Annotated in this window: 14 protein-coding genes; 8 read left to right on the top strand and 6 right to left on the bottom strand. The window is 53.3% G+C overall.

The genetic code is table 11. The features are described 5' to 3' along the window. Nucleotides 1–210: 210 nt before the first annotated feature. From A377_RS0107415 to A377_RS0107390, 6 genes are all read left to right on the top strand, one after another. A complete protein-coding gene (locus tag A377_RS0107415) occupies nucleotides 211–1,590 on the top strand; it encodes a ribulose-bisphosphate carboxylase (protein ID WP_019895620.1) in 1,380 nt (459 codons plus the stop codon). A 168-nt stretch (nucleotides 1,591–1,758) separates the two neighbouring features. Beyond that, complete coding sequence (locus tag A377_RS0107410) at nucleotides 1,759–2,559, top strand: CbbQ/NirQ/NorQ/GpvN family protein (RefSeq protein ID WP_019895619.1); 801 nt, start codon at nucleotides 1,759–1,761, stop codon at nucleotides 2,557–2,559. Between the two features lie 52 nt (nucleotides 2,560–2,611). Next, nucleotides 2,612–4,876, top strand: coding sequence for a nitric oxide reductase activation protein NorD (locus A377_RS0107405; protein WP_028485358.1), 2,265 nt, complete (start codon nucleotides 2,612–2,614; stop codon nucleotides 4,874–4,876). An 11-nt stretch (nucleotides 4,877–4,887) separates the two neighbouring features. Then, entirely contained in the window at nucleotides 4,888–5,313 is a 426-nt protein-coding gene (locus A377_RS0107400; RefSeq protein WP_157760792.1) for a hypothetical protein, read from the top strand. A gap of 269 nt (nucleotides 5,314–5,582) precedes the next feature. Continuing rightward, nucleotides 5,583–6,239, top strand: a complete 657-nt coding sequence (locus A377_RS0107395) for a carbonic anhydrase (RefSeq protein ID WP_033422852.1) — start codon at nucleotides 5,583–5,585, stop codon at nucleotides 6,237–6,239. Between the two features lie 175 nt (nucleotides 6,240–6,414). Further along, complete coding sequence (locus tag A377_RS0107390; protein WP_019895615.1) at nucleotides 6,415–7,599, top strand: YeeE/YedE family protein; 1,185 nt, start codon at nucleotides 6,415–6,417, stop codon at nucleotides 7,597–7,599. 31 nt (nucleotides 7,600–7,630) lie between these two features. Here A377_RS0107390 and A377_RS12185 read toward each other — a convergent pair whose 3' ends face one another. Together A377_RS12185 and clpB are read right to left on the bottom strand one after the other, a co-directional pair. Further along, entirely contained in the window at nucleotides 7,631–7,912 is a 282-nt protein-coding gene (locus A377_RS12185) for a hypothetical protein (protein WP_157760790.1), read from the bottom strand. 188 nt (nucleotides 7,913–8,100) lie between these two features. Next, the gene (gene clpB, locus A377_RS0107380; protein ID WP_019895613.1) at nucleotides 8,101–10,665 is read right to left on the bottom strand and encodes an ATP-dependent chaperone ClpB; all 2,565 of its coding nucleotides are present in this window, start codon (nucleotides 10,663–10,665) and stop codon (nucleotides 8,101–8,103) included. 248 nt (nucleotides 10,666–10,913) lie between these two features. Here clpB and A377_RS0107375 point away from each other — a divergent pair, with 248 nt between their 5' ends. Both A377_RS0107375 and A377_RS0107370 read left to right on the top strand, forming a co-directional pair. Further along, entirely contained in the window at nucleotides 10,914–12,209 is a 1,296-nt protein-coding gene (locus tag A377_RS0107375) for a sensor domain-containing diguanylate cyclase (RefSeq protein WP_096777470.1), read from the top strand. A 20-nt stretch (nucleotides 12,210–12,229) separates the two neighbouring features. Further along, nucleotides 12,230–13,033: a YdcF family protein gene (locus tag A377_RS0107370; protein WP_019895611.1), complete on the top strand. Its 804-nt coding sequence runs from the start codon at nucleotides 12,230–12,232 to the stop codon at nucleotides 13,031–13,033. Nucleotides 13,034–13,068: 35 nt separating this feature from the next. Here the strand turns inward: A377_RS0107370 and A377_RS12180 are convergent, their stop codons facing one another. Genes A377_RS12180 through A377_RS12760 form a run of 4 tightly spaced genes read right to left on the bottom strand, consistent with a single transcriptional unit; the run spans nucleotide 13,069 to nucleotide 21,873 of the window. Beyond that, complete coding sequence (locus A377_RS12180; RefSeq protein ID WP_019895610.1) at nucleotides 13,069–15,492, bottom strand: HD domain-containing phosphohydrolase; 2,424 nt, start codon at nucleotides 15,490–15,492, stop codon at nucleotides 13,069–13,071. An 18-nt stretch (nucleotides 15,493–15,510) separates the two neighbouring features. Continuing rightward, entirely contained in the window at nucleotides 15,511–17,670 is a 2,160-nt protein-coding gene (locus A377_RS0107360) for a CHASE2 domain-containing protein (protein WP_028485355.1), read from the bottom strand. A gap of 9 nt (nucleotides 17,671–17,679) precedes the next feature. Further along, on the bottom strand, nucleotides 17,680–19,116 hold the full coding sequence (locus tag A377_RS0107355; protein WP_019895608.1) for a tetratricopeptide repeat protein: 1,437 nt from the start codon (nucleotides 19,114–19,116) through the stop codon (nucleotides 17,680–17,682). Nucleotides 19,117–19,128: 12 nt separating this feature from the next. Then, nucleotides 19,129–21,873, bottom strand: coding sequence for a FecR domain-containing protein (locus A377_RS12760; protein ID WP_169338013.1), 2,745 nt, complete (start codon nucleotides 21,871–21,873; stop codon nucleotides 19,129–19,131). Nucleotides 21,874–22,368: the final 495 nt, after the last annotated feature.

Raw genomic sequence — 22,368 nt, 5'->3', positions numbered from 1 at the left:
GCTTTAGTATCGATTTAAAGCTATACTAAATATCAAAATGATTGATTTTCATCAATCTATCTTTGCCTCTACAATGCCCTTTCAAGTTTCGGGGTTGAACCCGTTCGAGCTCACAGCTCGCTCGGCATCGTTCAACAAAGAGGCATGCGCTCCAGCGCACGCCATCACCTGACAAGACGCATTTCTTGTCCGATCAACAGAGGTAAAACCATGGATCAGTCCAATCGTTATGCTGACTTATCATTGAAAGAAGAAGACCTGATTGCCGGTCAGAATCACATTCTGGTGGCTTACACAATGGAACCGGCCGCCGGTTACGGCTATCTGGAAGTGGCCGCGCACATCGCTGCGGAATCGTCCACCGGGACCAACGTCGAAGTCAGCACCACGGACGACTTCACCAAAGGCGTTGACGCTTTGGTCTATCACATTGACGAAGCCAATCACGAAATCCGCATTGCCTACCCTTTTGACCTGTTCGACCGCAATGGCACAGACGGCAAAACCATGCTGGTGTCTTTCCTGACTCTGGCGATCGGCAACAACCAGGGCATGGGCGACGTCAAAAACCTGCAGATGTATGACTTCTGGGTACCGGAATCCAAGCTTTACCTGTTTGACGGACCTGCGACCGACATTTCCGACATGTGGCGCATGCTGGGTCGTCCGGTTGAAAACGGCGGTTATGTGGCCGGCACCATCATCAAGCCAAAACTGGGTCTGCGTCCGGAACCGTTTGCGGATGCGGCCTACCAGTTCTGGTTGGGCGGCGACTTCATCAAAAACGATGAGCCACAAGGCAACCAGACTTTCTGCCCAATGAAAAAAGTGATCCCGCTGGTGGCCGATGCCATGAAGCGTGCGCAGGATGAAACCGGTGAAGCGAAATTGTTCTCCGCCAACATCACCGCCGACGACCACCACGAAATGTGCTACCGCGCAGACTACATCCTGGAAACCTTTGGTGAAGACGCTCCCAAGGTCGCGTTCCTGGTAGACGGCTACGTAGGTGGACCAGGCATGGTCACCACTGCTCGTCGCAACTATGCATCACAGTACCTGCACTATCACCGTGCCGGTCACGGTGCCGTGACTTCACCGTCGGCCAAGCGTGGTTACACCGCGTTTGTTCTGGCCAAGATGTCTCGTCTGCAAGGGGCGTCAGGTATCCACGTCGGCACAATGGGTTACGGCAAAATGGAAGGCGACGCGTCTGACAAAATCATTGCTTACATGATCGAGCGTGATGAGTGTCAAGGACCGGCGTTCTACCAGAAGTGGAATGGCATGAAGCCAACCACGCCAATCATCTCCGGTGGTATGAACGCACTGCGTCTGCCAGGCTTCTTTGAGAACCTGGGTCACGGTAACGTCATCAACACCTCTGGTGGTGGTTCTTACGGTCACATCGACTCTCCAGCGGCCGGTGCCACGTCACTGCGTCAATCTTACGAGTGCTGGAAATCCGGTGCAGATCCAATCGAATTCGCGAAAGAGCACAAAGAATTCGCTCGCGCGTTCGAATCCTTCCCGGGTGATGCAGACAAAATCTTCCCAGAGTGGAGAGAAAAACTGGGCGTGCATAAATAAGCGTTCATTTTCAGCAAAAACCCCGGCAAACGCTGGGGTTTTTTCTTTCTCAATTCATCATTGAGAGTGCTGATCTTTGAGCTTTATGGCCCCGCCATTCGGAGTTTAAAACTGAGCACTTTGATGCAGGCAAAGTAACGCCAAAACACAGGCAGGAGACACGACACCATGGACATTTCGCAATACAAAATCGACCGGGAACCGTTTTATGATGCCCAATCCAACGAGATTGAACTGTACGAAGCCGCCTATGCCGCGCGTTTGCCGGTCATGGTCAAAGGCCCGACCGGTTGCGGCAAATCGCGATTCATTGAACACATGGCCTGGAAATTGGACAAGCCCATTATTACCGTTTCCTGCAACGAAGACATTACCGCCGCGGATTTGGTCGGCCGCTATCTGCTGGATGCACAAGGTACGCGCTGGGTCGACGGCCCTCTGACATTGGCCGCCCGCTATGGCGCCATCTGTTATCTGGATGAAATCGTGGAAGCGCGCCAGGACACCATGGTCGTCATTCACGCCTTGACCGATCACCGCCGCGAACTGTCCCTGGACAAAAAGGGCGAACTGATCAAGGCCCACCCGGATTTCCAGCTGGTCATCTCCTACAACCCCGGTTATCAGTCACTGATGAAAGACCTGAAACAATCGACCAAACAACGCTTCTGCGCCATGGATTTTGACTATGCGTCAGCCGAGATCGAAGCCCACATCCTGCAACAGGAAGGTTCTGTGGATGCCGACACCGCTGCCAAACTGGTGCAGATCGGTGAAACCGCGCGCAACCTCAAGGGCCACGGTCTGGACGAAGGCATTTCCACGCGCCTGATGGTCTATGCAGCGGTATTGATCAACCAGGGCATTACCCCGGTGGAAGCGTGCAAAATGGCGCTGGTACGCCCGATCACCGATGACTTGGACATTCGCAAAACGCTGGACAACGCCATTGAAATGGTTTTCGGTTAATCCGGCGCTCATGCTCTGATACCCACCCTTTCACCCTTTAGGTCGTTAACGTATGAATGACGCATTATTGGCCGAATACGAAGCCAAGTTTACCTGCAACTTCCCCCAGGCCAGGGAAGTGTTCCCGCATTGCCTGGCCGATGCCGTCAACAAGCTGTCGCCGCAAGGGGTCAATGCGTATCTGGACGGGGCCAACTTTCTGTGCATGATTGGTCAGGGCATGGAGCCGGTTCTGGTGTTTATGGAAGTGATGCCGGACATCGCCTCACACTTTGGTCAGGGCACCAACAAACTGGTCGCCGATTACGCCTACAAACTGGCGCGCAGCCCCAACAAAAAGGCCCTGATCCCGTTTTTATCTTCCCTGAGCAGCGTCTGCCGCCGGATTGATACGTTTGACGATTTGCAACACTATCTCGACATCATCGATGAATTCGTCGATAAAACCCAGACGGTGATTCACGGCCATCAATCCATGTACGAAAGCCCGGGCATGGTGCCATTACTGGAAAGCATGCCGCAGTTGATTTCCCGACTGTGCCTGAACGGCATTCGCAACTTCATTGATTACGGGGCGCGTAACTACGTCAATGCGCCGGATGAGCAGATTGCCTATTTCAAGCTGAGCTCCAACGATGCCAAGAGCATCATCACCCGCGAGCGCCATGGCACCACCTTCAAGGACGTCGAGCGTCACATGGACATGCTCAAATCCTGCCTGTGGGGATGCGACCTGCCGTTTTCGGTGTTTGCCACCGCCTTTGACCAACTGCGCAAGCCGATTCCCTATCTGGACGAAGAGCTGATTGCGGTACCGGATGTGTACGATCAGGAACACGGTGTCAGCGGCCTGGACCGTTACCGGGCCATGTTGGCCCATATGATGGCGCACAAACGCTGGTCCACCAAGTTGATGGCGGACAACTTTGCGCCTCACATGCAATTGTTTGTGTCGGTGTTTGAAGACGCTCGGGTCGAATATCTGGCAATGCAAAAATACCCCGGTCTGAAACGTCTGTTTCTGGCCCTGCACCCTTACCCGGAAAAAGGGGCCTGTGACGATGCCAAACAGTCCTGTCTGCGCTATCGGGCCACGCGCTTGTCCCGTGCACTACTGGATCAGGACTTCGATCCCGAAAACCCGCTGCTGGAAAATTTTCGTGAGCGTTTTCAGGCCGTGATGTCGGAAAAGGGGGAACACTCCACCACCCAGGACATGGCCAAACTCGGCATTGATTTTTATGTCAAAACCCGCAAGCAATCCTCGGACAGTTTGCCCGACATCTTCTTTGACAACACCGAAGTTTCCTATCGCGACGACAACCGATACATCTGGTTTCACCACGAAGAAAACGATGAATCAGAAGATTTTCATCAAAACGAATACGAAGCCGAAGAAAAAATCGTGGACGACGCCAACAGTCTGCCGCCCCGCCATTACGACGAATGGGATTACATATCCGAATCCTACCGTCCCGACTGGGCCACTGTGTACGAGCGCCTTCATCCCAGCACGGACGCAAGCAAGGTCGATCGTTTGATGGACAAGCACAACGATCTGGCCAAGCGATTGAAAAAAATGATCGAAATGCTCAAGCCACAGAACAAAAAGCGGATTCGTTTCCAGGAAGAAGGCGAAGAACTGGATCTGGATGTGGCGATCCGATCCCTGATCGACTTCCGAAGCGGTCACGCCCCGGACCCGCGGATCAATTACAGTCACACCACCGACAGCCGCAATATTGCGGTCATGTTACTGGTCGACATGTCGCAATCGTTGAACGAACGCAATCCGGAAACCGGCCAGACCCTGCTGTCGTTGTCACAGGAGGCCCTGGCCATCACCGCCTGGACGGTGGAACAGCTGGGCGACAAATTCGCCATTGCCGGGTTCAGTTCCGACACCCGCCACGAAGTGCGCTACCAGCACATCAAGGGGTTCAGCGAACACTACGGCGACGAGGTCAAGGCACGCATCAGCGCAATGGAGGCGTCCTATTCCACCCGAATGGGCGCGGCCATGCGTCACGCGGCCCATTATCTGGCATCCCAGGAAGCGGAAAAGAAATTGATGCTGGTTTTGACCGATGGCGAACCGGCCGACATCGACACCAAGGACCCACAAGTGTTGATTCGGGACACCCATAAAGCGGTGGAAGAATTGCACAGCCAGGGCATGTATTCCTACTGCATTACCCTTGACCCCAAAGCGGACGATTATGTGGCAGACATTTTTGATAACCATTACACTGTAGTGGATCATGTTGAAAAACTGCCCGAGCAATTGCCTCAGGTTTTTATGAAACTGACCCGGTAACCCAACCCCCTATGAGCATGGACGATTTCATCGAAAACCGCATTACCCTGCGCATGCTGGTGCCCTTTCAGGGGCAGAACCACCGCTTTGAAGCGGAAGTAAAAATGCCCCCGCCTTATCTGGACCTGCAGGACTTTGTGGCCTCTCTGCCGCGCAAGCTGGCGGAACGCAATCAGGTCGATCCCTATTCGTACCTGTTTGAAATGATGGAAACCGCCGAGATCGAAGTGATCGGCGCACGCGGGTTTGTGTCCCAATGGCTGAACGATGCCCCGGTTTCCCTGTCGGCTTTTGTGGAAACTTGCCGAACCATCACCCGTCAGGACCTGCTGGACGCCATAGTGGCACAGCATGTCGAATCGCCGTCCCCGGCCCTGCTTGCGGCCATGCGCCAGGCCTATGAAGCCGGTCGGATCGAAGGTTCTCACCAGGCCTGAAGCGCTTGAACCGTTTCCCTCTCAATCCATCAACACGGTCCATTTGAGCCTCCGCCATTTTGGGGTTTGACCCGATCATTTCACCACGTTTTAAAAGATGCCTGCTTTCGCAGCAATGACCGGAAGGCGAATGCCTTACGCTTTCAATCCATTGCCTTTCTCCCGGATTATTGCTGAAATCCATTGTTAACTCGCTATAATACAGTCAAATTTGAACCGCAACTGTGTGAGAAGGCAGAGCAACACCAGCTTTTTCAGGGGGATTGAACATGTGTCAGAACTGCGACTGCCAGAAGGAAATGGATCAGTTATTCGAAAATAACCAGGCCTGGGTGAACGAAATCAACGCCGAGCGCCCCGATTTTTTTCAGAGTCTGGCCAACCAGCAGAAACCGGAATTCCTGTGGATCGGTTGCTCTGACAGTCGTGTCCCGGCCAATGAGCTGGTGAAAATGGACCCGGGCACCATCTTTGTCCACCGCAACATCGCCAACCTGGTCAATTCCTCCGACATGAATGTGCTCACCGTCATTCAATACGCGGTGGAAGTATTGAAAGTCAAACACATCATCGTCAATGGGCATTACCGCTGTGGCGGGGTGATGGCGGCGCTGGAAAAAGACAATCTGGACCTGGTCGAACACTGGATTCGTCCGATTCGCAAATTTTACCGCCGCAACCAGGTGGAACTGGATGCGCTGGACTATGAAGCCCGCGTGAACCGGTTATGCGAAATCAACGTGCAGGAACAGGTGCGCAATGTCTGCCATGTGCCCGCCGTGCGCAAAGCCTGGGACAAGGGGCAGCCACTGTCAATTCACGGCACCATTTACGACATCTGCGACGGCCGGTTGCACGACCTCAAAGTCACCGTTGACAATGCCGAGCAGGCTGAGAAAGCCATTTTGCGCAGCCAGGACGGCTAGCAGCCGATTGGCTTAAGTCCGACAGGCTGCCAGCAGGCCCAGTTTCCGCGAGCACCGTCGTCCGATGGGGCTCATAACATCCTCTCATACCCAAATCAGCGGCTTTCATTTCACAGCGCAAGGGCCTTGCTCTACACTAGTAATAAGTTTTGTTAATCCTAAGGCATAAACAGAAATGCAAGACCCTCGTCGATCCCTTTCTCTGACCACCCGGGTGACCTTATGGCTGTTTCTGGCTCTGGTCGCACTGAGCCTCGGCCTGCATTTATCGCAATTATTACCAGGCCTGGTCACTTTTGTCACCGGCGTGTTGCTGGGCATGACCCTGCATGCCATGCACTATGGGTTTCGCAGCTGCTCCCACGCCTTGCTTCAGGGCGGTCACACCCTGGGATTGCGCACCCTGCTCTGGATGCTGGCGCTGGCCAGTGTCTTGTTTTTTGGGCTGCTGGCCTGGCAACCAGGCCCCGAGCCCATGACAGGCATGATCCAGCCACTGAGTCTGGCCGTGGTGATCGGTGCTTTTGCCTTTGGTATCGGCATGCAACTGGGACACGGCTGTACCTCAGGCACACTGAACAAGCTGGGGCAATTTCAGCCGTTGTCGATGTGGAGCTTTCTCGGTCTGCTGATCGGTGGCACCCTTGCCGCCTGGCAGATCGACTTCTGGCGCAGCCTGCCGGCACTGGCCCCCATCACCCTGTTCCGGGCCGACGCGCCGATAGGGAGTCTGCTCACACAGCTGACTTTGCTGGCACTGCTTTATGCCTGGGTTACCCGGCTGGAACGCCGCCGAAGCGGGCAAGTGCAACCCTTGATCCACCGGCGCATCTGGCAGGTCACGCACTGGCATCCCTGGCTTTTGGCCGCCGTGAGCCTGGCCTGCCTCAACGCCTGGATTCTGTACACCACGGGACGCCCCTGGACGCTGGCCAATGTGTTTCCCTACTGGGGACTGTCCATCGCCGACGCCAGCGGGCTGGCAAGCTGGCTGCAATGGGACTGGCCATTCTGGTCGTACGCCATCGCTCACCAACAGCGCTTGTCGCAACCGATTCTGAGCGATGACGTCAGTCTGGTCGCCCTGGGCCTGATTGCCGGGGCGCTATTGGTCAGCCTGATTCACGCGCCCGGCAAACGGTTTTCAGCGCACCCTTTCAAATGGCGTTTGGCGCATGGTCTGGCATTGATCGGCGGCGTGCTGATGGGGTACGGCGCGTTGATTGCCTATGGCTGCAACATCGGCGCGTTTTTCAGCGGCATTGCGTCCGGCAGCTTGCACGGCTGGCTCTGGGCGGTGGCCGCGCTGGGCGGCAGTCGAATCGGATTGGGTCTTCTGCGGGCGAGTGGTCAGCGCTGAATCAGAGTCAAAACAGCGCATTTCGGGCGTGTCAGGCAATCGGCATTTTGTCAGGCAAAGGCCAGTCCACCTGATGTGTGGGGCACACATCCACATGCTCACACTGCTCGCACATCTTCTGCTGACAGCTTTGCAAACAGGCCTGATGCACCAGTGCACGGGTTTTGGGGTCCGAAGCATGCAAATCGGCCCCACACAGATACCCCGCACGCATCAACGCCACAATTTTTTCCAGCGAAAGGCTCACCGTCACTGGCTCATCCATTGAAATGGACAGCGGATTGTTCGTGGCCTCGTCCCTGCTTGCCTGCATAAATGTTCCTGATCAAGTTCCATAACTGAATTTTAATGATAATGCTTCTTATTTTAGCAGCCAGTCGGTTTGAAATACAACAAAGCCTTTGCGCAAAAACAAAAACACCCGCTTTCGCGGGTGTCTCAATGCATCATGCAGTTTAGGACACGACACAGATCCAGACCTTACCAGGCCTGGTCAAAATGTCAGTGAAAGTCGATTTCACCATCCGTGAGCCCGACATGAACGGTGTCACCGGCCTTGAAGTCGCCACGAAGCAGTCTCTGCGCCAGTGGGTTTTCCACCAGTTGCTGCACTGCCCGCTTCAGAGGCCGTGCGCCATAGACCGGATCAAACCCGGCTTCACCGATTTTATCCAGCACCGCTTCGCTCAACTCAAACGTCAACTCATGATCGGCCAGACGCTTGCGCAAATGGTTGAGCTGAATGTCGGCAATCGCTCGAATCTGCTCACGATCCAACGGATGAAACACCACCATGTCATCAATCCGGTTGATGAACTCAGGCCGGAAATGGCCGCTGACCACTTCCATCACATCCTTTTTCATTTCATCGTAATCGGCCTGACCGGCTTTCTCCTGAATCAGTTGCGAGCCCAGATTGGAGGTCATCACAATCACGGTGTTTTTGAAATCGACCGTGCGTCCCTGGCCGTCGGTCAGACGTCCATCATCGAGCACCTGCAACAGAATGTTGAACACTTCCGGGTGCGCCTTTTCCACCTCATCCAGCAAAATCACCGAATAAGGCTTGCGCCGCACCGCTTCGGTCAGGTAACCGCCCTGCTCATAACCGACATAGCCCGGAGGCGCGCCAATCAAGCGTGCGACCGAATGTTTTTCCATAAACTCGGACATGTCCAGACGCACAATCGCATCGGTGGTATCAAATAAAAAGTCCGCCAGTGCTTTGGTCAGCTCGGTTTTGCCCACCCCGGTCGGCCCCAGAAACAGGAATGAACCATTGGGGCGATTGGGATCGGACAGCCCGGCCCGCGAACGTCGAATCGCATCGGACACGGCGGTCACGGCTTCTTTTTGCCCGATCACCTGCTTGCCCAGCGCCTCTTCCATGCGCAACAACTTGTCGCGTTCGCCTTCCAGCATTTTGGCCACCGGAATCCCGGTCCAGCGCGCCACCACTTCGGCGATTTCTTCTTCGCTGACTTTGTTACGCAACAGGTGCATGGTCCCATCATCTTCGCCTTCGGCGGCTTCGGCCTCGGCGATTTTGCGCTCCAGTTCCGGAATCACACCGTATTGCAACTCCGACATCCGCCCAAGATTGCCTTCACGGTGTGCGGCCTCCATTTCCACGCGTGCCTTGTCGAGTTCTTCCTTGTGCTGTTTCGCGCCCTGGAGTGCGGCCTTGTCTTTTTTCCAGATTTCTTCCAGATCGGCGTATTCCTTCTCCAGTTCATCAATGGACGTCTGCAGGATTTCCAGACGTTTTTTGGTCGCTTCGTCCTTTTCCTTTTTCAGGGCTTCACGCTCAATTTTCAGCTGAATCAAACGCCGTTCCAGCTTGTCCATTTCTTCCGGTTTGGAATCGATTTCCATGCGAATGCGCGACGCGGCTTCGTCGATCAGGTCAATCGCCTTGTCCGGCAACTGACGGTCGGTGATGTAACGCTGCGACAAATGCGCCGCCGCAATGATCGCCGGATCGGAAATCGCCACCCCGTGGTGCACTTCGTAACGTTCCTTCAGCCCGCGCAGAATGGCGATGGTGTCTTCCTCGGAAGGCTCGTCCACAATCACTTTTTGGAAACGGCGTTCCAGCGCCGCATCCTTTTCGATGTTTTCACGGTATTCATTGAGCGTGGTCGCGCCAATGCAGTGCAGTTCACCACGCGCCAGCGCCGGTTTGAGCATATTGCCCGCGTCCATCGAACCTTCGGTTTTGCCCGCGCCGACCATGGTGTGGATTTCGTCGATAAACAGAATGACCTGGCCTTCCTGCTTTTCCAGGTCTTTTAACAGCGCTTTCAGACGCTCCTCGAATTCGCCCCGGTATTTGGCCCCGGCCAGAAGACCGGCCAGATCCAGCGACAACAGGCGTTTGTTCTTCAGTCCTTCGGGTACTTCGCCATTGACAATACGCTGCGCCAACCCCTCCACAATCGCGGTTTTGCCCACACCCGGTTCGCCGATCAGCACCGGGTTGTTTTTGGTGCGTCGCTGCAAAACCTGCACCGCACGACGAATTTCATCGTCCCGCCCAATAACCGGATCCAACTTGCCATTGCGCGCACGCTCGGTCAGGTCCATCGTGTACTTGTCCAGCGCTTCTCGGTTTTCTTCGGCGTTTTGATCCTGCACGGTTTCCCCTCCTCGCACTTGCTCAATCGCGGCTTCAATCGCTTTCTCAGACGCACCGGCATTTTTCAAAAGGTCCTTCACCGGGTCATTGGACTGCAACGCGGCCAGGTAAAACAACTCGCTGGCAATGTAGGCGTCTCCGCGTTTTTGTGCCAGTTGATTCATCACATTCAACAATTTTCCGGCGTTCTGCGACAACTGCACATCCCCGCCAGTGCCCGACACCTTGGGCAAAGTGGTCAGTTTTTCATTGACCGATTTTTTCAGTTGCGGTACTTGCACGCCTGCCAACTGCAACAGCGAACTCTGATCCGCCAACAGCGCGGCCAGAATATGCAGCGGTTCAATAAACTGGTTGTCCTGCCCCAACGCAATGGATTGGGCTTCCGACAACGCCGTCTGAAACTGAGTGGTAAATTTATCCATCATACTTAACAATCTCCTTTAAAACTGTCTGCCGAGCTTCTTGACAGAGCAGAGTGTTTTCTATTAAAGAGTTAATAAGGGGAAACGCATTTTTTTCAAGGTTTCGGCCAGAACGTTTGCAACATCCCATCAAAATCTCAATGCTTGCGCACCGGAAAAAAACCGGGTTTTTTACGAAAAAAAGACTAGAAAATCAGATCACTATTCGGTAATATCATTCAATTAAATTTGCCGAACGCCCTTCTGTCTTTATGCCTCTACCGTCAATCCATCAAATCATCGAACACTTTCAAGACAGTGTGTATGTGATTGACCCTGACACCTCTCGCATTTTGTGGTGCAACCAGGCCGGTTACGCATCACTGGGCTATCAAAAAGACGAAATCATCAATCACTCGGTCTTGAGCCTGCAAAAAGACATGGCCGGTCTGCCACAATGGGACGACATTGCCCAGGTGATCCACAACAGCCCGGACGGCTACACCTTCGTGGGTCGCCATCAACACAAAAACGGCGACGAAACCGCAGTCGAAGTGGTGACCACCGTGCTGACCGAGAACGACCAGACCTATTTCCTGTCGGTCGCGCGCGACATCACCAGACGCATGGCCTATGAGCAGTCTCTGCACACACGGGAAGACAGTGTCTGGTTTGCCATCAATGAAGCATCAGACGGCATTTGGGAATGGGAGCTGGACACAGACTATGTGTTTTTCAGCCCGCAATTGAAAAAAATGCTGGGTTACGGCCCGGACGAGATGGCACCGCACGTAGACACCTGGGTTCGCAATGTCCACCCAGAGGATCTCGACTATGTCTGGAGCGTGCTCGACAATCATTTAAAAGGCCATCGCAGCCGATACGAAGCCCAGTATCGCCTGCGCAACCGCAACGGCCACTATCTGTGGGTGCATGACCGGGGCAAAGTCTCCTCTCGCGACGACAACGGCCGGCCAACGCGTGTGGTCGGCATGGTGCATGACATCACCGACCACAAAACCATGCAGGCCCAGCTGGAACAACTGGCGCACTACGACATTCTCACCGGCGTGGCCAACCGACGTGAAGGCATGCGCCAGGTTCAGGCGCAACTCCAGGCCGCCAAATTCAACCAAACCGGCGCCTGCCTACTGGTGGTGGATTTTGACAATTTCAAACGCATCAATGATCTGCATGGGCACCAAACCGGCGACGATGTTCTCAAGCAAGGCGCTCAGTTACTGGCAAAAGGTCTGAATCAAAATGACTGCATCTACCGCTGGGGCGGCGAAGAATTTGTGATTCTGCTGAACGGGCTGTCAGAAAGTGCCGCAGAAAAACGTGCCGAAATCCTTCACCAGCGCTTTGCCGAAACAGACTGGCAGGCACATGGCATTGATGCCTTGACCCTGAGCATCGGCATCAGCATCCTGGGGCCACACGGACACAAGCTTGACGAGCTGCTCAAACACGCCGACAACGCAGCCTATCAGGCCAAAGACAAAGGTCGGAACCAAACCGTGATCGCGCCAACACCCAGCAAAGACGACCCAACGCCAGCCCGCTAACCCCAGCAGGAAGACGCCACATGGACCAAAGCTTTTTTACCCTCTCCAAACTGGCCTGGATACTCCTGACCCCCGGCAATCTGTTTGTGCTGCTGTTGGCTCTGGCCACCCTGCTGCTGTGGCTGGGCAAACGCGGCTTTGCCAAAACGCTGCTCACCCTGCTCAGTGTCAGCGCCCTGACCGTGTTCATTTATCCGGTGGGCGACTGGCTGATCTCCCCGCTGGAAAAACGCTTTGAACGCCCCGCCACTCTGCCTGAAGACATAGACGGCATCATTATTCTGGGCGGAGGCGAAGACCTGCGCGTCAGCCTGAGTTGGCAAACCCCGCAGCTTGGCGCTGGAGGCGATCGTTACACCGATGCGCGTTATCTGGCTGGCCAATACCCCAACACACCGGTGATTTTCACCGGGGGCAGCGGCTCGCTGCAACTGCAAGGCACGGAGGGCGAAGGGCATTTTGCCAAAACCCTGCTCACCCGCCTCGGGCTGGATCCCAGCCGCCTGATCATTGAATCCGAATCCCGCAACACCTATGAAAACTTCGTCGCTTTGCGTTCGATCTTACCGAAACCCAAAGGACGCTACCTGCTGGTCACATCCGCATTTCACATGCCCAGATCGGTCGGCATTGCCCGCCAAACCGGGGTCAAAGTCGTTCCCTGGCCCACCGATTATCGCAGCGGACAACCGCCATACCGCTATGCAGATTATCAATTCAACAGCCATCTCAGCACCCTGGAAACCGGCTGGCGGGAATGGTTGGGTCTGACCGCGTACGCCCTCACCGGGCGCTCAAAAAGCTGGTTTCCAGCCCCTGAGTAAGGTCATTTTGACCAGGCCTGGTTAAATAGTCATTTTCAGCTTTGCGGCCAGTCACTGAAATCCATGGTGACCTCATCAATGGACTCTTTTGGCAAATAACGTTCGGCGTATTCTTTATACAACCCGGACTCATAAAAGAAACGCACCAGTGAGGGGTCCAGCTCGCCATCTTTGACCATAAAACTCATGATTTTCATTGCCATGGACAACGGGTTGGCTTTTTTGTAAGGCCGATCAAATGCCGTCAGCGCTTCAAATATATCGGCGACCGCCAGAATACGTGCATCAAATGAAATCTCATCGCCTTTCAAGCCCAGCGGATAGCCCTGGCCATTGAGTTTTTCATGATGCGCACCGGCGACATGGGGGATGTCTTTGTATTTTTCCGGGAAAGGCAACTGTTCCAGCACGTCGAGACCAATCTGCGCATGTTCCATAATGATCTGGCGTTCTTCTTCGGTCAGTGTGCCTTTTTGCACTTTCAGGTAGTCCGCTTCTTCCTGGGTCAGAAGCGTTGTCGGCCCCTCACGAACAGGAAAAGGTTCATCGGCCAGGCGCTGAATGGCTTGCGCCTGTTCTGTGGGCAAAAATTCGCCACCCACATTGCTTTTTTGCACCAGTGCCAACCCTTCATCCAACCGAGCCAGCGCCGCCTCAAAACCTTCTTTATCCAACAGGTTTTCAACAGCGTCTGACTCTCCTGCAACCCTTGCCAGCTTCTGAGCCAAATGGGCATTTTTCAGTTCGGCACGGATGGTTTGCGCCCGTTGCGCCACCAGTTCAATGCGATCAAAATGCCCGTCCAGTTTGGTGGCCTTGTCCATCACAGTTTCAGGTGTGGCCAGCTTGCCGATATCGTGCATCAAGGCAGCAATGCGAATCGCCTGGGATTCCTCTGGGGAATACGCCTTCTCGGGGAAAAACGTTTGGTCTTCATGCACCGCCGCCGCCATCATTTCACTGAGCGCCACCATGCGATTGATATGGCCGGCGGTATAAGCCGACTTACGTCCCATGGTGTAAATGATGCTGTTCAAAAACGACTCCAGCAAATTCTCCAAGTCGTCAATCAAACGGGCGTTGGTCAAGGCCACAGCCGCCTGAGAAGCCAGGGACAGAGTGATCTGTTCATCTTCCTGACCAAACGCCACGGTTTGCCCTGTCGCGTCGCGCCGATTCAGCAATTGCAGTACACCGATGACGCGCTCCTCATAATTTCGAAGCGGAATCACCAGCATCGATTGCGAGCGGTAATTCATGGCATCGTCGAATTTTTTTGCGCCTTCAAACGAAAAACCTTTCGCCTGATACACGTCTTCGATATTGACCACACGGTCTTCCAGAGCGCAGGTGGCCGCCACCATTTTTTTGTTGGGCGAACCGTCATCCAGAGTCAGAGGCAAAGGGGGCCAACTGATGGGTTCGCTGGTGCCACCCATCCGAATGCCCAGGGAATCGGTTTGCGCGACCGTAAAGTGCAATGCGTCCTCTTTCAGCAAATACAATGTCCCCCCATCGGCCTCGGTCAGGCTTTTGGCTTCGGTCACAATTTTTTCCAGCAACACATCCAGATCTTTTTCTGCCGACAAGGCCACACCGATCTGATTGAGGCGTTCGACCCGATCCATGTGATCGTCTGAACTGGCATCAACACTGGAGAGCGACGACGTCTTTTCGCCTGTCGCCAAATCCAGTTCATCGCCTTCGGTCAAAATCTGTGAGAGGGACAGACCCAGTCCAATCCATTCTTGGAAGATTTCATCGGAAAACGCCGGCTTGATGTGCCAGGCGTATACGGCCACATCGGAACGGGTCAACGCCTGCATTTCTTCGGCCAGAAGTGTCGGCGTCAAGTGACGGCTTTGTTCTGCCACAAAACGCAACCGATCTGGAAAAGACACGTCCATGACCACCGATTTGATGTTGGCATTGGCATTCACCCTTTCCCAGAGTTCGGGGTTTTTCCAGCCATCGCCACCAAACGCCACCCCTCCTTGGTCATTCTCAATCAAATAACCACAGCAGGCCACCGTATGGTGGCTTAGAATCGGCGTCAATGTCATGCCCTGATCAATTCCAATCGGCAAGTCAGGGGTCAGTTCAATCAGTTCAATCGCACGGTGGGCCTGACCGGGCAGTGCAATCAGGGTGAAATCGGGCCAAATGGCTTCATTGAACAAATGATCTTTGAGCGCCTGCAAGGTTTCAGGCAACCCATAAATCTTTAAAGGGGTTTGACGCCTAGCAAAAAAATGATCAATGTAAAAAGCGATATCCAGAATATGGTCCAGATGCGCATGGGTCAGAAACACGCGCTCAATCGCCAGTGCCTCGTCTTCGGTCAGGCCGCCCAGAATGTGCCCTGCATCAATCAGGGTCGTGGGCGTCACCTGTAAGCAAGTGGTTTTCGCTGATTGCGCGCGTCCGCCATGGGCACCCAAAAATCGAATCCGACTCATGCGCGTTTCTCCTGCTGATTATTTGCTTTCAAGCGTAAAGACCCCATCAAACGACTCGGGTGGATGCGCGACATAATGTTCACACCGGGATTGATACATGTCATACAAAGGCTGTGGCCAGCGTGTCTGTAACTGTCGAAACGCCTCTAGCGCTTGTGAAAAGCGTCCCTGATGGTAGTCCGTTTGCGCCTGGTCAAACAGTTTGTTTTCTTCTGTACTCATTGTATACCAGGCCTGGTCATTTTGAGCAAAGCCCAAACATTCATAAATCGATACCGGTTGGCTTTTGCCTTTGACCCGAACCTTGTCCAGAAAACGCATCTGAAAACGATCAGGATGCGCCAGAGCCGATACCGTGAATTCGGTCAAAACAATTTTGGCGCTGTAGGGTTTGCACAAACCTTCGGCCCGGGACGCCAGATTCACCGGATCGCCAATACAGGTATAATCCGAACGACCCACAGACCCCATTTCACCCACCACCGCCACGCCGGTGTTCAACCCAATACCAATGTCAATCCGAGGCAAGTCGTCCCGAGCAAGCGTCTGGTTCAAATCTTCAAGCGCCAGAATCTGCTCGACCGAAGCGGTCAGTGCTTCATCGGCATGCTGATCAATCTCCACCGGCGCATTCCAATAAGCCATGATGGCATCGCCAATGAACTTGTCCACTGTGCCTTGATGCTTTGTGATAATGTCCACCATCGGTGTCATGTACCGGTTCAGCAAGTCAATTAACGCACGTGCCGAGCCCATTTTTTCAGACAAAGTGGTAAAGCCCCGAATGTCGCTGAAAAAGAGGGTCACTTCCTGCTCTTTTCCTTCCAGCGACACATCGTCGGCGTGATTGATCAGCTCATCGACCACCGCAGACGAGACTTTCTGCGCAAACCGTTTTCGAATCCGTGCTTTTTGCCGACTCTCAAAAAAGTAATTGAGCACCGTGCCCAATCCGAACAGCATCACAAAACTCACCCACGGCACCACGGTATTCAAGATCAGTCCTTGCGTGATCAGCAAATAATAATGCCCGACCATCAACCCGACAATCAACGTAAAAGCCGCGGCAAAACTGACCACCGAGCCGGTGAACATCAACGCAAGCCCAATCAACACCAACCCGACCAGCAAGGTCAACACATCCGCGCCCAATGTCCACATCGGTTGAGCCAGAAAATCCTGATTAAGCATGTTGTCAATCGCGGTGGCATGCACTTCAACGCCCGGATAAACACTGTCAAACGGCGTCGCCCGCAAATCCATCAGACCTGATGCAGATGTGCCCAGCAACACAATTTTTCCGGCCAGTGTCCCCTCTGCAACGTCGCCGTTTAAAATATCTGCGGCCGAAATGTATGGGTAAGAAAACGCCGGTCCACGAAAGTTGATCAGCATCTGGCCATTGGCATCGGTGGGAATCGCCAAACCACCCAATGAAACATGGCTGACACCATTGTTTTCATAGTTGACTTCAATGCGGCGGCTTTCGGTCATGACCCGCATCATCTCCAGGCTCAACGCCGGAAACAGCATCTGCTCATATTGCATCACCAACGGCACACTGCGTACCACGCCATCGGCGTCCGGCACCGAGTTGAAATAACCGCTGGCGTAGGCATTGTCTTGGATCACGGGTAAATTGAGAACGGCCCGATAAGGTTGAAACAGGTAACTTTGCTCAGGCTTGTTGCGTTCCAGAATCGTGGCCCGACTGGTCGGCAAGCGCCCGGGATTTATCCCATCCGGGTTTTGAATAAACACATAACCGGTAATCGTCGGGGTACGGGCAATGGTCTCGGCCAGCATCCGATCAAAATCGGGCAGATCGTCTGCATCCCGGCCCAGTCGTTCAAACACCCGTTTGGGCGAACTGTTGTCCGGTTCGGCAAAGACCACATCCAGCCCGATCATGCCTGCGCCCATCTGGGTCAGGGCATCCAGCAGCTGGGCCACCTGATCACGTGGCCAGGGCCATTGCCCCAGTTCGCTCAGGCTTTTTTCATCGATATCGACAATGACAATATTGGGATCGACCGGCTGCTCACCACGAAACACCAACATCTGGTCATTGAGCTTGTATTCAAACGGCTGATACCAGTCCTGCTGGGTCAATAAAACGACGCCACTGGTGAGAAGCAAAACAATCAACAGGATGATCTGTAGGAAAATACGTGACACAGATGCGCTCTAGAACTGCAGGATGTAACGCAGGGCCGCACGGTCTTTATCATAATGATAAATGCCCTGATTGGAATCGTGAATCGCACGCGAGGCGGTCAGTGACAACAGTGATGACGCATTGACCTTATAACTCACCCCCAGACTGAAACGGTTGATCCGGTCCGAACGCTGGTTTTCAAACAAAGCGCTCTCATAATCATAATCGCTCCAGCGGCGCATCAGGCCACTGTCGACTCGCCAGTGGTCATCTATCACTTTTGACAGCGACGCGCGCAACGTATATTCCTTCATTGAGGCCGGATCGGTCGGATGCGTTTCTCTCTGAGTGCGTGATTCGCCTCTGGCTTCCACCCCTAAAGCCCACGGTGTTTCATCGCCCCAGAATTTCTTTGCTGACAGATCAACAATATGCGAGCGTGCGTTGCGAGCCTCGTTATCCGATTCGTACTCACTGATGCGCCCCGTGTAGCCAGCGGTCAACAGGACTTTTGATTCCAGCGAGTGTTCGTACTCCACTCCCAAAGACAGATTGGAAACATAGGTTTCTCCATCCAGATACACACGGTCAACCGTCAACGGAAACGACCAGCGTCCCCTGGCCTGCCGCAATCCTGGCCCGGTTTCCAACGACACATACTGCAAATCGTTTTCCGGTGCTTCGCGGTGGTTTTTATTCAACCCCAGGGCCGTTGTTTGCCAGTGCCAGCCGCCACGACCGCCTAGATCGTAATCATGCTCATACAACAGGGTCTGGCTCAGCGCATAATCCTCAACCTCGTCACGCTTATCCAGTGTCACTCCGTCCAGGCCTGGTAATTCAAAGCTGCCGGACCCGCCCAAATCGTTATTGACGTTGCTGTCGTATTCGCCTCCCAGCACCAACGTGAATTGGTGCGAATGAGGACTGTAATTCATTTCGGCTTGAATGCGTTGAGCAAACCTTTCAGCATTCTGTTTGACCGCTGGCGGCAAATCCTCTGATGAGGCCAAAACCGCCTGCACTTCCATGGCCGCCATATCAAATTGTTTGAGTGCAAAATAGACTCGGGCCATCTCCAAACGCGTCCGCAGATGGTTGGGCTCAAGCATCAATACCCGATCAAACGCCGCCATCGCCGCATCAAAACGCTGTGTTTCAAAGGCCGAACGCCCCAGATAAAAGTTAAAGGTTCTGCTTTGCGGGGCCTTTTGCACCAGTTGATCAAACAACGGATAAGCCTGCTCAAAGGCCTTTTGATCGTACAGGGCTTTGGCATTTTGAAACAATGTCTTAAGCGCGACCGGTTCGGTGTGCTGTTGCGAATAGGTCGCGGCCTGAGTATCCGCATTGGGCGTTTGCGCCTGCACGGTCGTGACAGACAAAGCGGCGCACAACAGAGACCCGCCCCAATGAAATGGCGCTTTCACCAGGCCTGGTGCATGGTTTGGTTTGTATTTGATCATGACCCGCTCCTGTTAGCGCTTGCCTTCGAAAACGCCCATCGCCCCTAACTCATCGGCAATGGCCTCAAAGCGACCCCCAATGGCCTGGGCTTCATCGCCATAAAACAACCCCTCAAACGCGCCGCTGTCAATGGCCTGACCGCCAACGGTGCCTTCAAGGTCACCACCAAAACGTGCATCCGTGTCCAGTGACACTTGTCCGGTCCCCGACCCCAAATTCAATGCCCATGACTGACCATTGGAATCAAATTCAATGCTGGCTGCATCCAGAGAATCGGAAGCGCCGCCAAAAGTGAAATCCATAGTCACCACCCCATTCTCAATCGGATACACCGCATTGGACGCATCCGTGGTCATGCCCATCAGTGTGCCCGTATAGCTATATGCAACCGTGTCAGACAGGCTATTTAAATGATCAAGCGCCTCGCTCACCTGCTTGCCCGCCACCCATGGGCTTGGGGGGACAGGGTCACGACTTCCATTTGTCGTCGTCGCTTGAGACGCTCCCCAGTAGCCCCAAGAAACATACTCGTTATCTAAAATACTTTCATCATCCAAAGCAGCAATCCAGCCATCAAAATCATAAGTAGCAGGGTCTATCGAGTTGGATTTTGATGTCGTAACAAACCGATCATCATGAATATAGGCACCGTTTGCATAGTCCCCCTCATCATGAAACTGATAGTCCATCGGTTCATTAATCGTGTCCGAAATAGCCACCTCTGTGTTTTCAACTCGCCCATTGGATTTGGTCATATTGATCGTGATTTCACCATAGTCATCACCCCCAAGACGGCTGTTTGCCAGCCCCGAGAGTGTCAGCACTGAACTGTTGTCATCGGTGCCGACTGGCGGAGCATCCGTCGCCTTAAACCCTAAAAACAGATTGCGTTCTGGCGCAGAACCCATCAGGGAATAATCCATTTCTGATGCCGTCACAATCACCAAACCCTGAGCTTCCTGCCCGTACAGGCCATGGTTGACACCCTCGACCATAGATGTGGACGCATTAGTATTTGAAAACTCAGGGCTGTAATCATACTCAGCCTCTCCGACCACCAGTGCAAGGCCTTCTTCTATTGAACCATAACGAATGCTCACCTCTTGCATGCCTGACGCTTGATCCATCGAAAAACTCATCAGCTGATCACGATCAAAATTCACAGTCACTTGTTCATCACTCACAGGCGACTGATAACGCACAATGCCAGAAGCAGGCTTCTGACCGATCTCTGTGGGCACGCCAAAGGCTTCGGCATAGTGGATGTCGCCTGACTCGTAATAGGTTATAAAAAATTCCTGCATTGAATCTACATACACATCGACATCGGCGGTGGCGACTTGTTCACCGTTATAGTCCCAAAAGGTTTTTGACTGAGTAAAGTCACTGAAACCGGTGTAGCTATTCGAGGCTTCCGGCAAAGAAAATACCCACTCACGCGCCAGTGTTTGTGGATTTTCAATTGGCTCCTGACACCCAAAACAATCCTGACTGTGCACTAATTCTGTGCCCGTACCATCAAGCCCGTCTTTTAAAGTATTATCAGAAAGCAAATATGCCTTGTTCCAGTTCACCGTCCGCGTCCCATCGTCTATTATCGGCTCAAAGGTTTTCACGTACACCCCTCGCATGGTTTGCTCACGCAATGCATTGGCAATGGCCTCCCATTCATAAACCCATTGCGTTTCGTTAAACACCCATGCCCCTTGACTGGCTGTGTAGCCCTCAGCGGGTTCTGATGGCATTTCAGGTTGGTCGTAAGCAACCCATTCGTACTCAAACTGGTCTTGGTTAAACTGCCACTCACCTTGGTTAAAGTTGTACCCGTCCGCCGGGTCGGTAGGTGCCGCCGGTTGGTCATACGCTAACCATTCGTATTCAAACTGGTCTTGGTTAAACTGCCACTCACCCTGGTTAAAGTTGTAACCTTCTGCGGGTTCGGAGGGAGGTTCAGGCTGTGGTTCTGGTTCAGGCTGTGGCTCTGGTTCAGGCTGTGGCTCTGGTTCAGGCTGTGGCTCTGGTTCAGGCTCAGGCTGTTTTAATTCATTTGCACTTGATCGCTGAGCATCATTTACCGATTCTGGCTCCACGGCTTCCACTGGTAATGCGTTTTCTTGCAGATTTTGTGCTGTTGCTGGAGAAGGTAGATCGCTGGATTCTGCCATAGTGTCACTAGGCTCACCAACAGGCTCATTACCACCAACTGCATTGTCTTCAGGCACAGTATTAGACTCTGTCGAGTCAGTCTCATTATTTTGATCACCAGCGGTCTCATCATCGCCTGCCGGAGGTGGATCTTCTGAATTGATGTCATCCAGCACCGCATCATCAAGCGGCTGAGGCGGCTGTGGCGGCTGACCGGGCATGACTTCTACATACTGTCCGGATGGAATTTCTACAATGCCTCCGGTTTGGGTCTCTGTGACAATGATTTGGCCATCCAACGTGGCGATGGTTTCACGCTCGGGCCGAATTTTTGCGGTAAAGATGGTACCGCGAATCCCAATGGTGGCAGTGCGGGTGTTTACCTTAAAACGATCCGGCGACCGCTCGCCGATTTTACCGGTAATCGCCTTGAAAGCCCCTTTCGCAACATTGAATTTCGCATCGTCTTCACGCCCCTCTTCCTCGTACAGAAACGATTCAATGCCAAAGCGGGTCTGGCCGTTCAACGTAATCACTGTGTCGTCTTTAAACCGAATCTGAGCTCGGCCGCCTGATTTTGTCACCACAAAATCCTGCTCTTGCAGTGACATGCCCGTTTCCGCGACTCGCGTGTCCTGCGCTCGTTCAACCGATACCGACCCAGTCACCAACGTCAGTTGACCCACACTGGCCTTAACCAGCCCGGGGACAAGAAACACAAAAATGAGAAAAAATATTCGACCAGACATCACATAAGATCCTTATGGTTTTGTAAACCATCTTATCAAAATCATCTCTTAGGCACCAAAAAACAACAAGTTAATCAGGAACGGCTTATACCCTCAAACACACGAAACTCGAACGATACAAGAAAGTCCTGCATTGAGATCAAAAAATATGCTTTCTTAAGCCGGAAAAACAGGTCAACACCAGTCAGAGCATCCAGCCTTCTCGCCAAAGGTATAAACTAACACATGAAAATCTCAGCAAAATCACAGCCCCCAAAAAAGCCCAAAAAACATCTATGCATCTTATAAAAAAATTCGATTTTTAAAACCGCCCGGCAATCCGTACAAATAAAAGTAACCCCAATGGCCAGTCGGAAA

The organism is Hydrogenovibrio halophilus DSM 15072, assembly GCF_000384235.1.
Lineage (GTDB): Bacteria > Pseudomonadota > Gammaproteobacteria > Thiomicrospirales > Thiomicrospiraceae > Hydrogenovibrio > Hydrogenovibrio halophilus.
The sequence above is the reverse complement of the archived record's forward strand: the minus strand, read 5'-3'. Positions and strand labels throughout refer to the sequence as shown.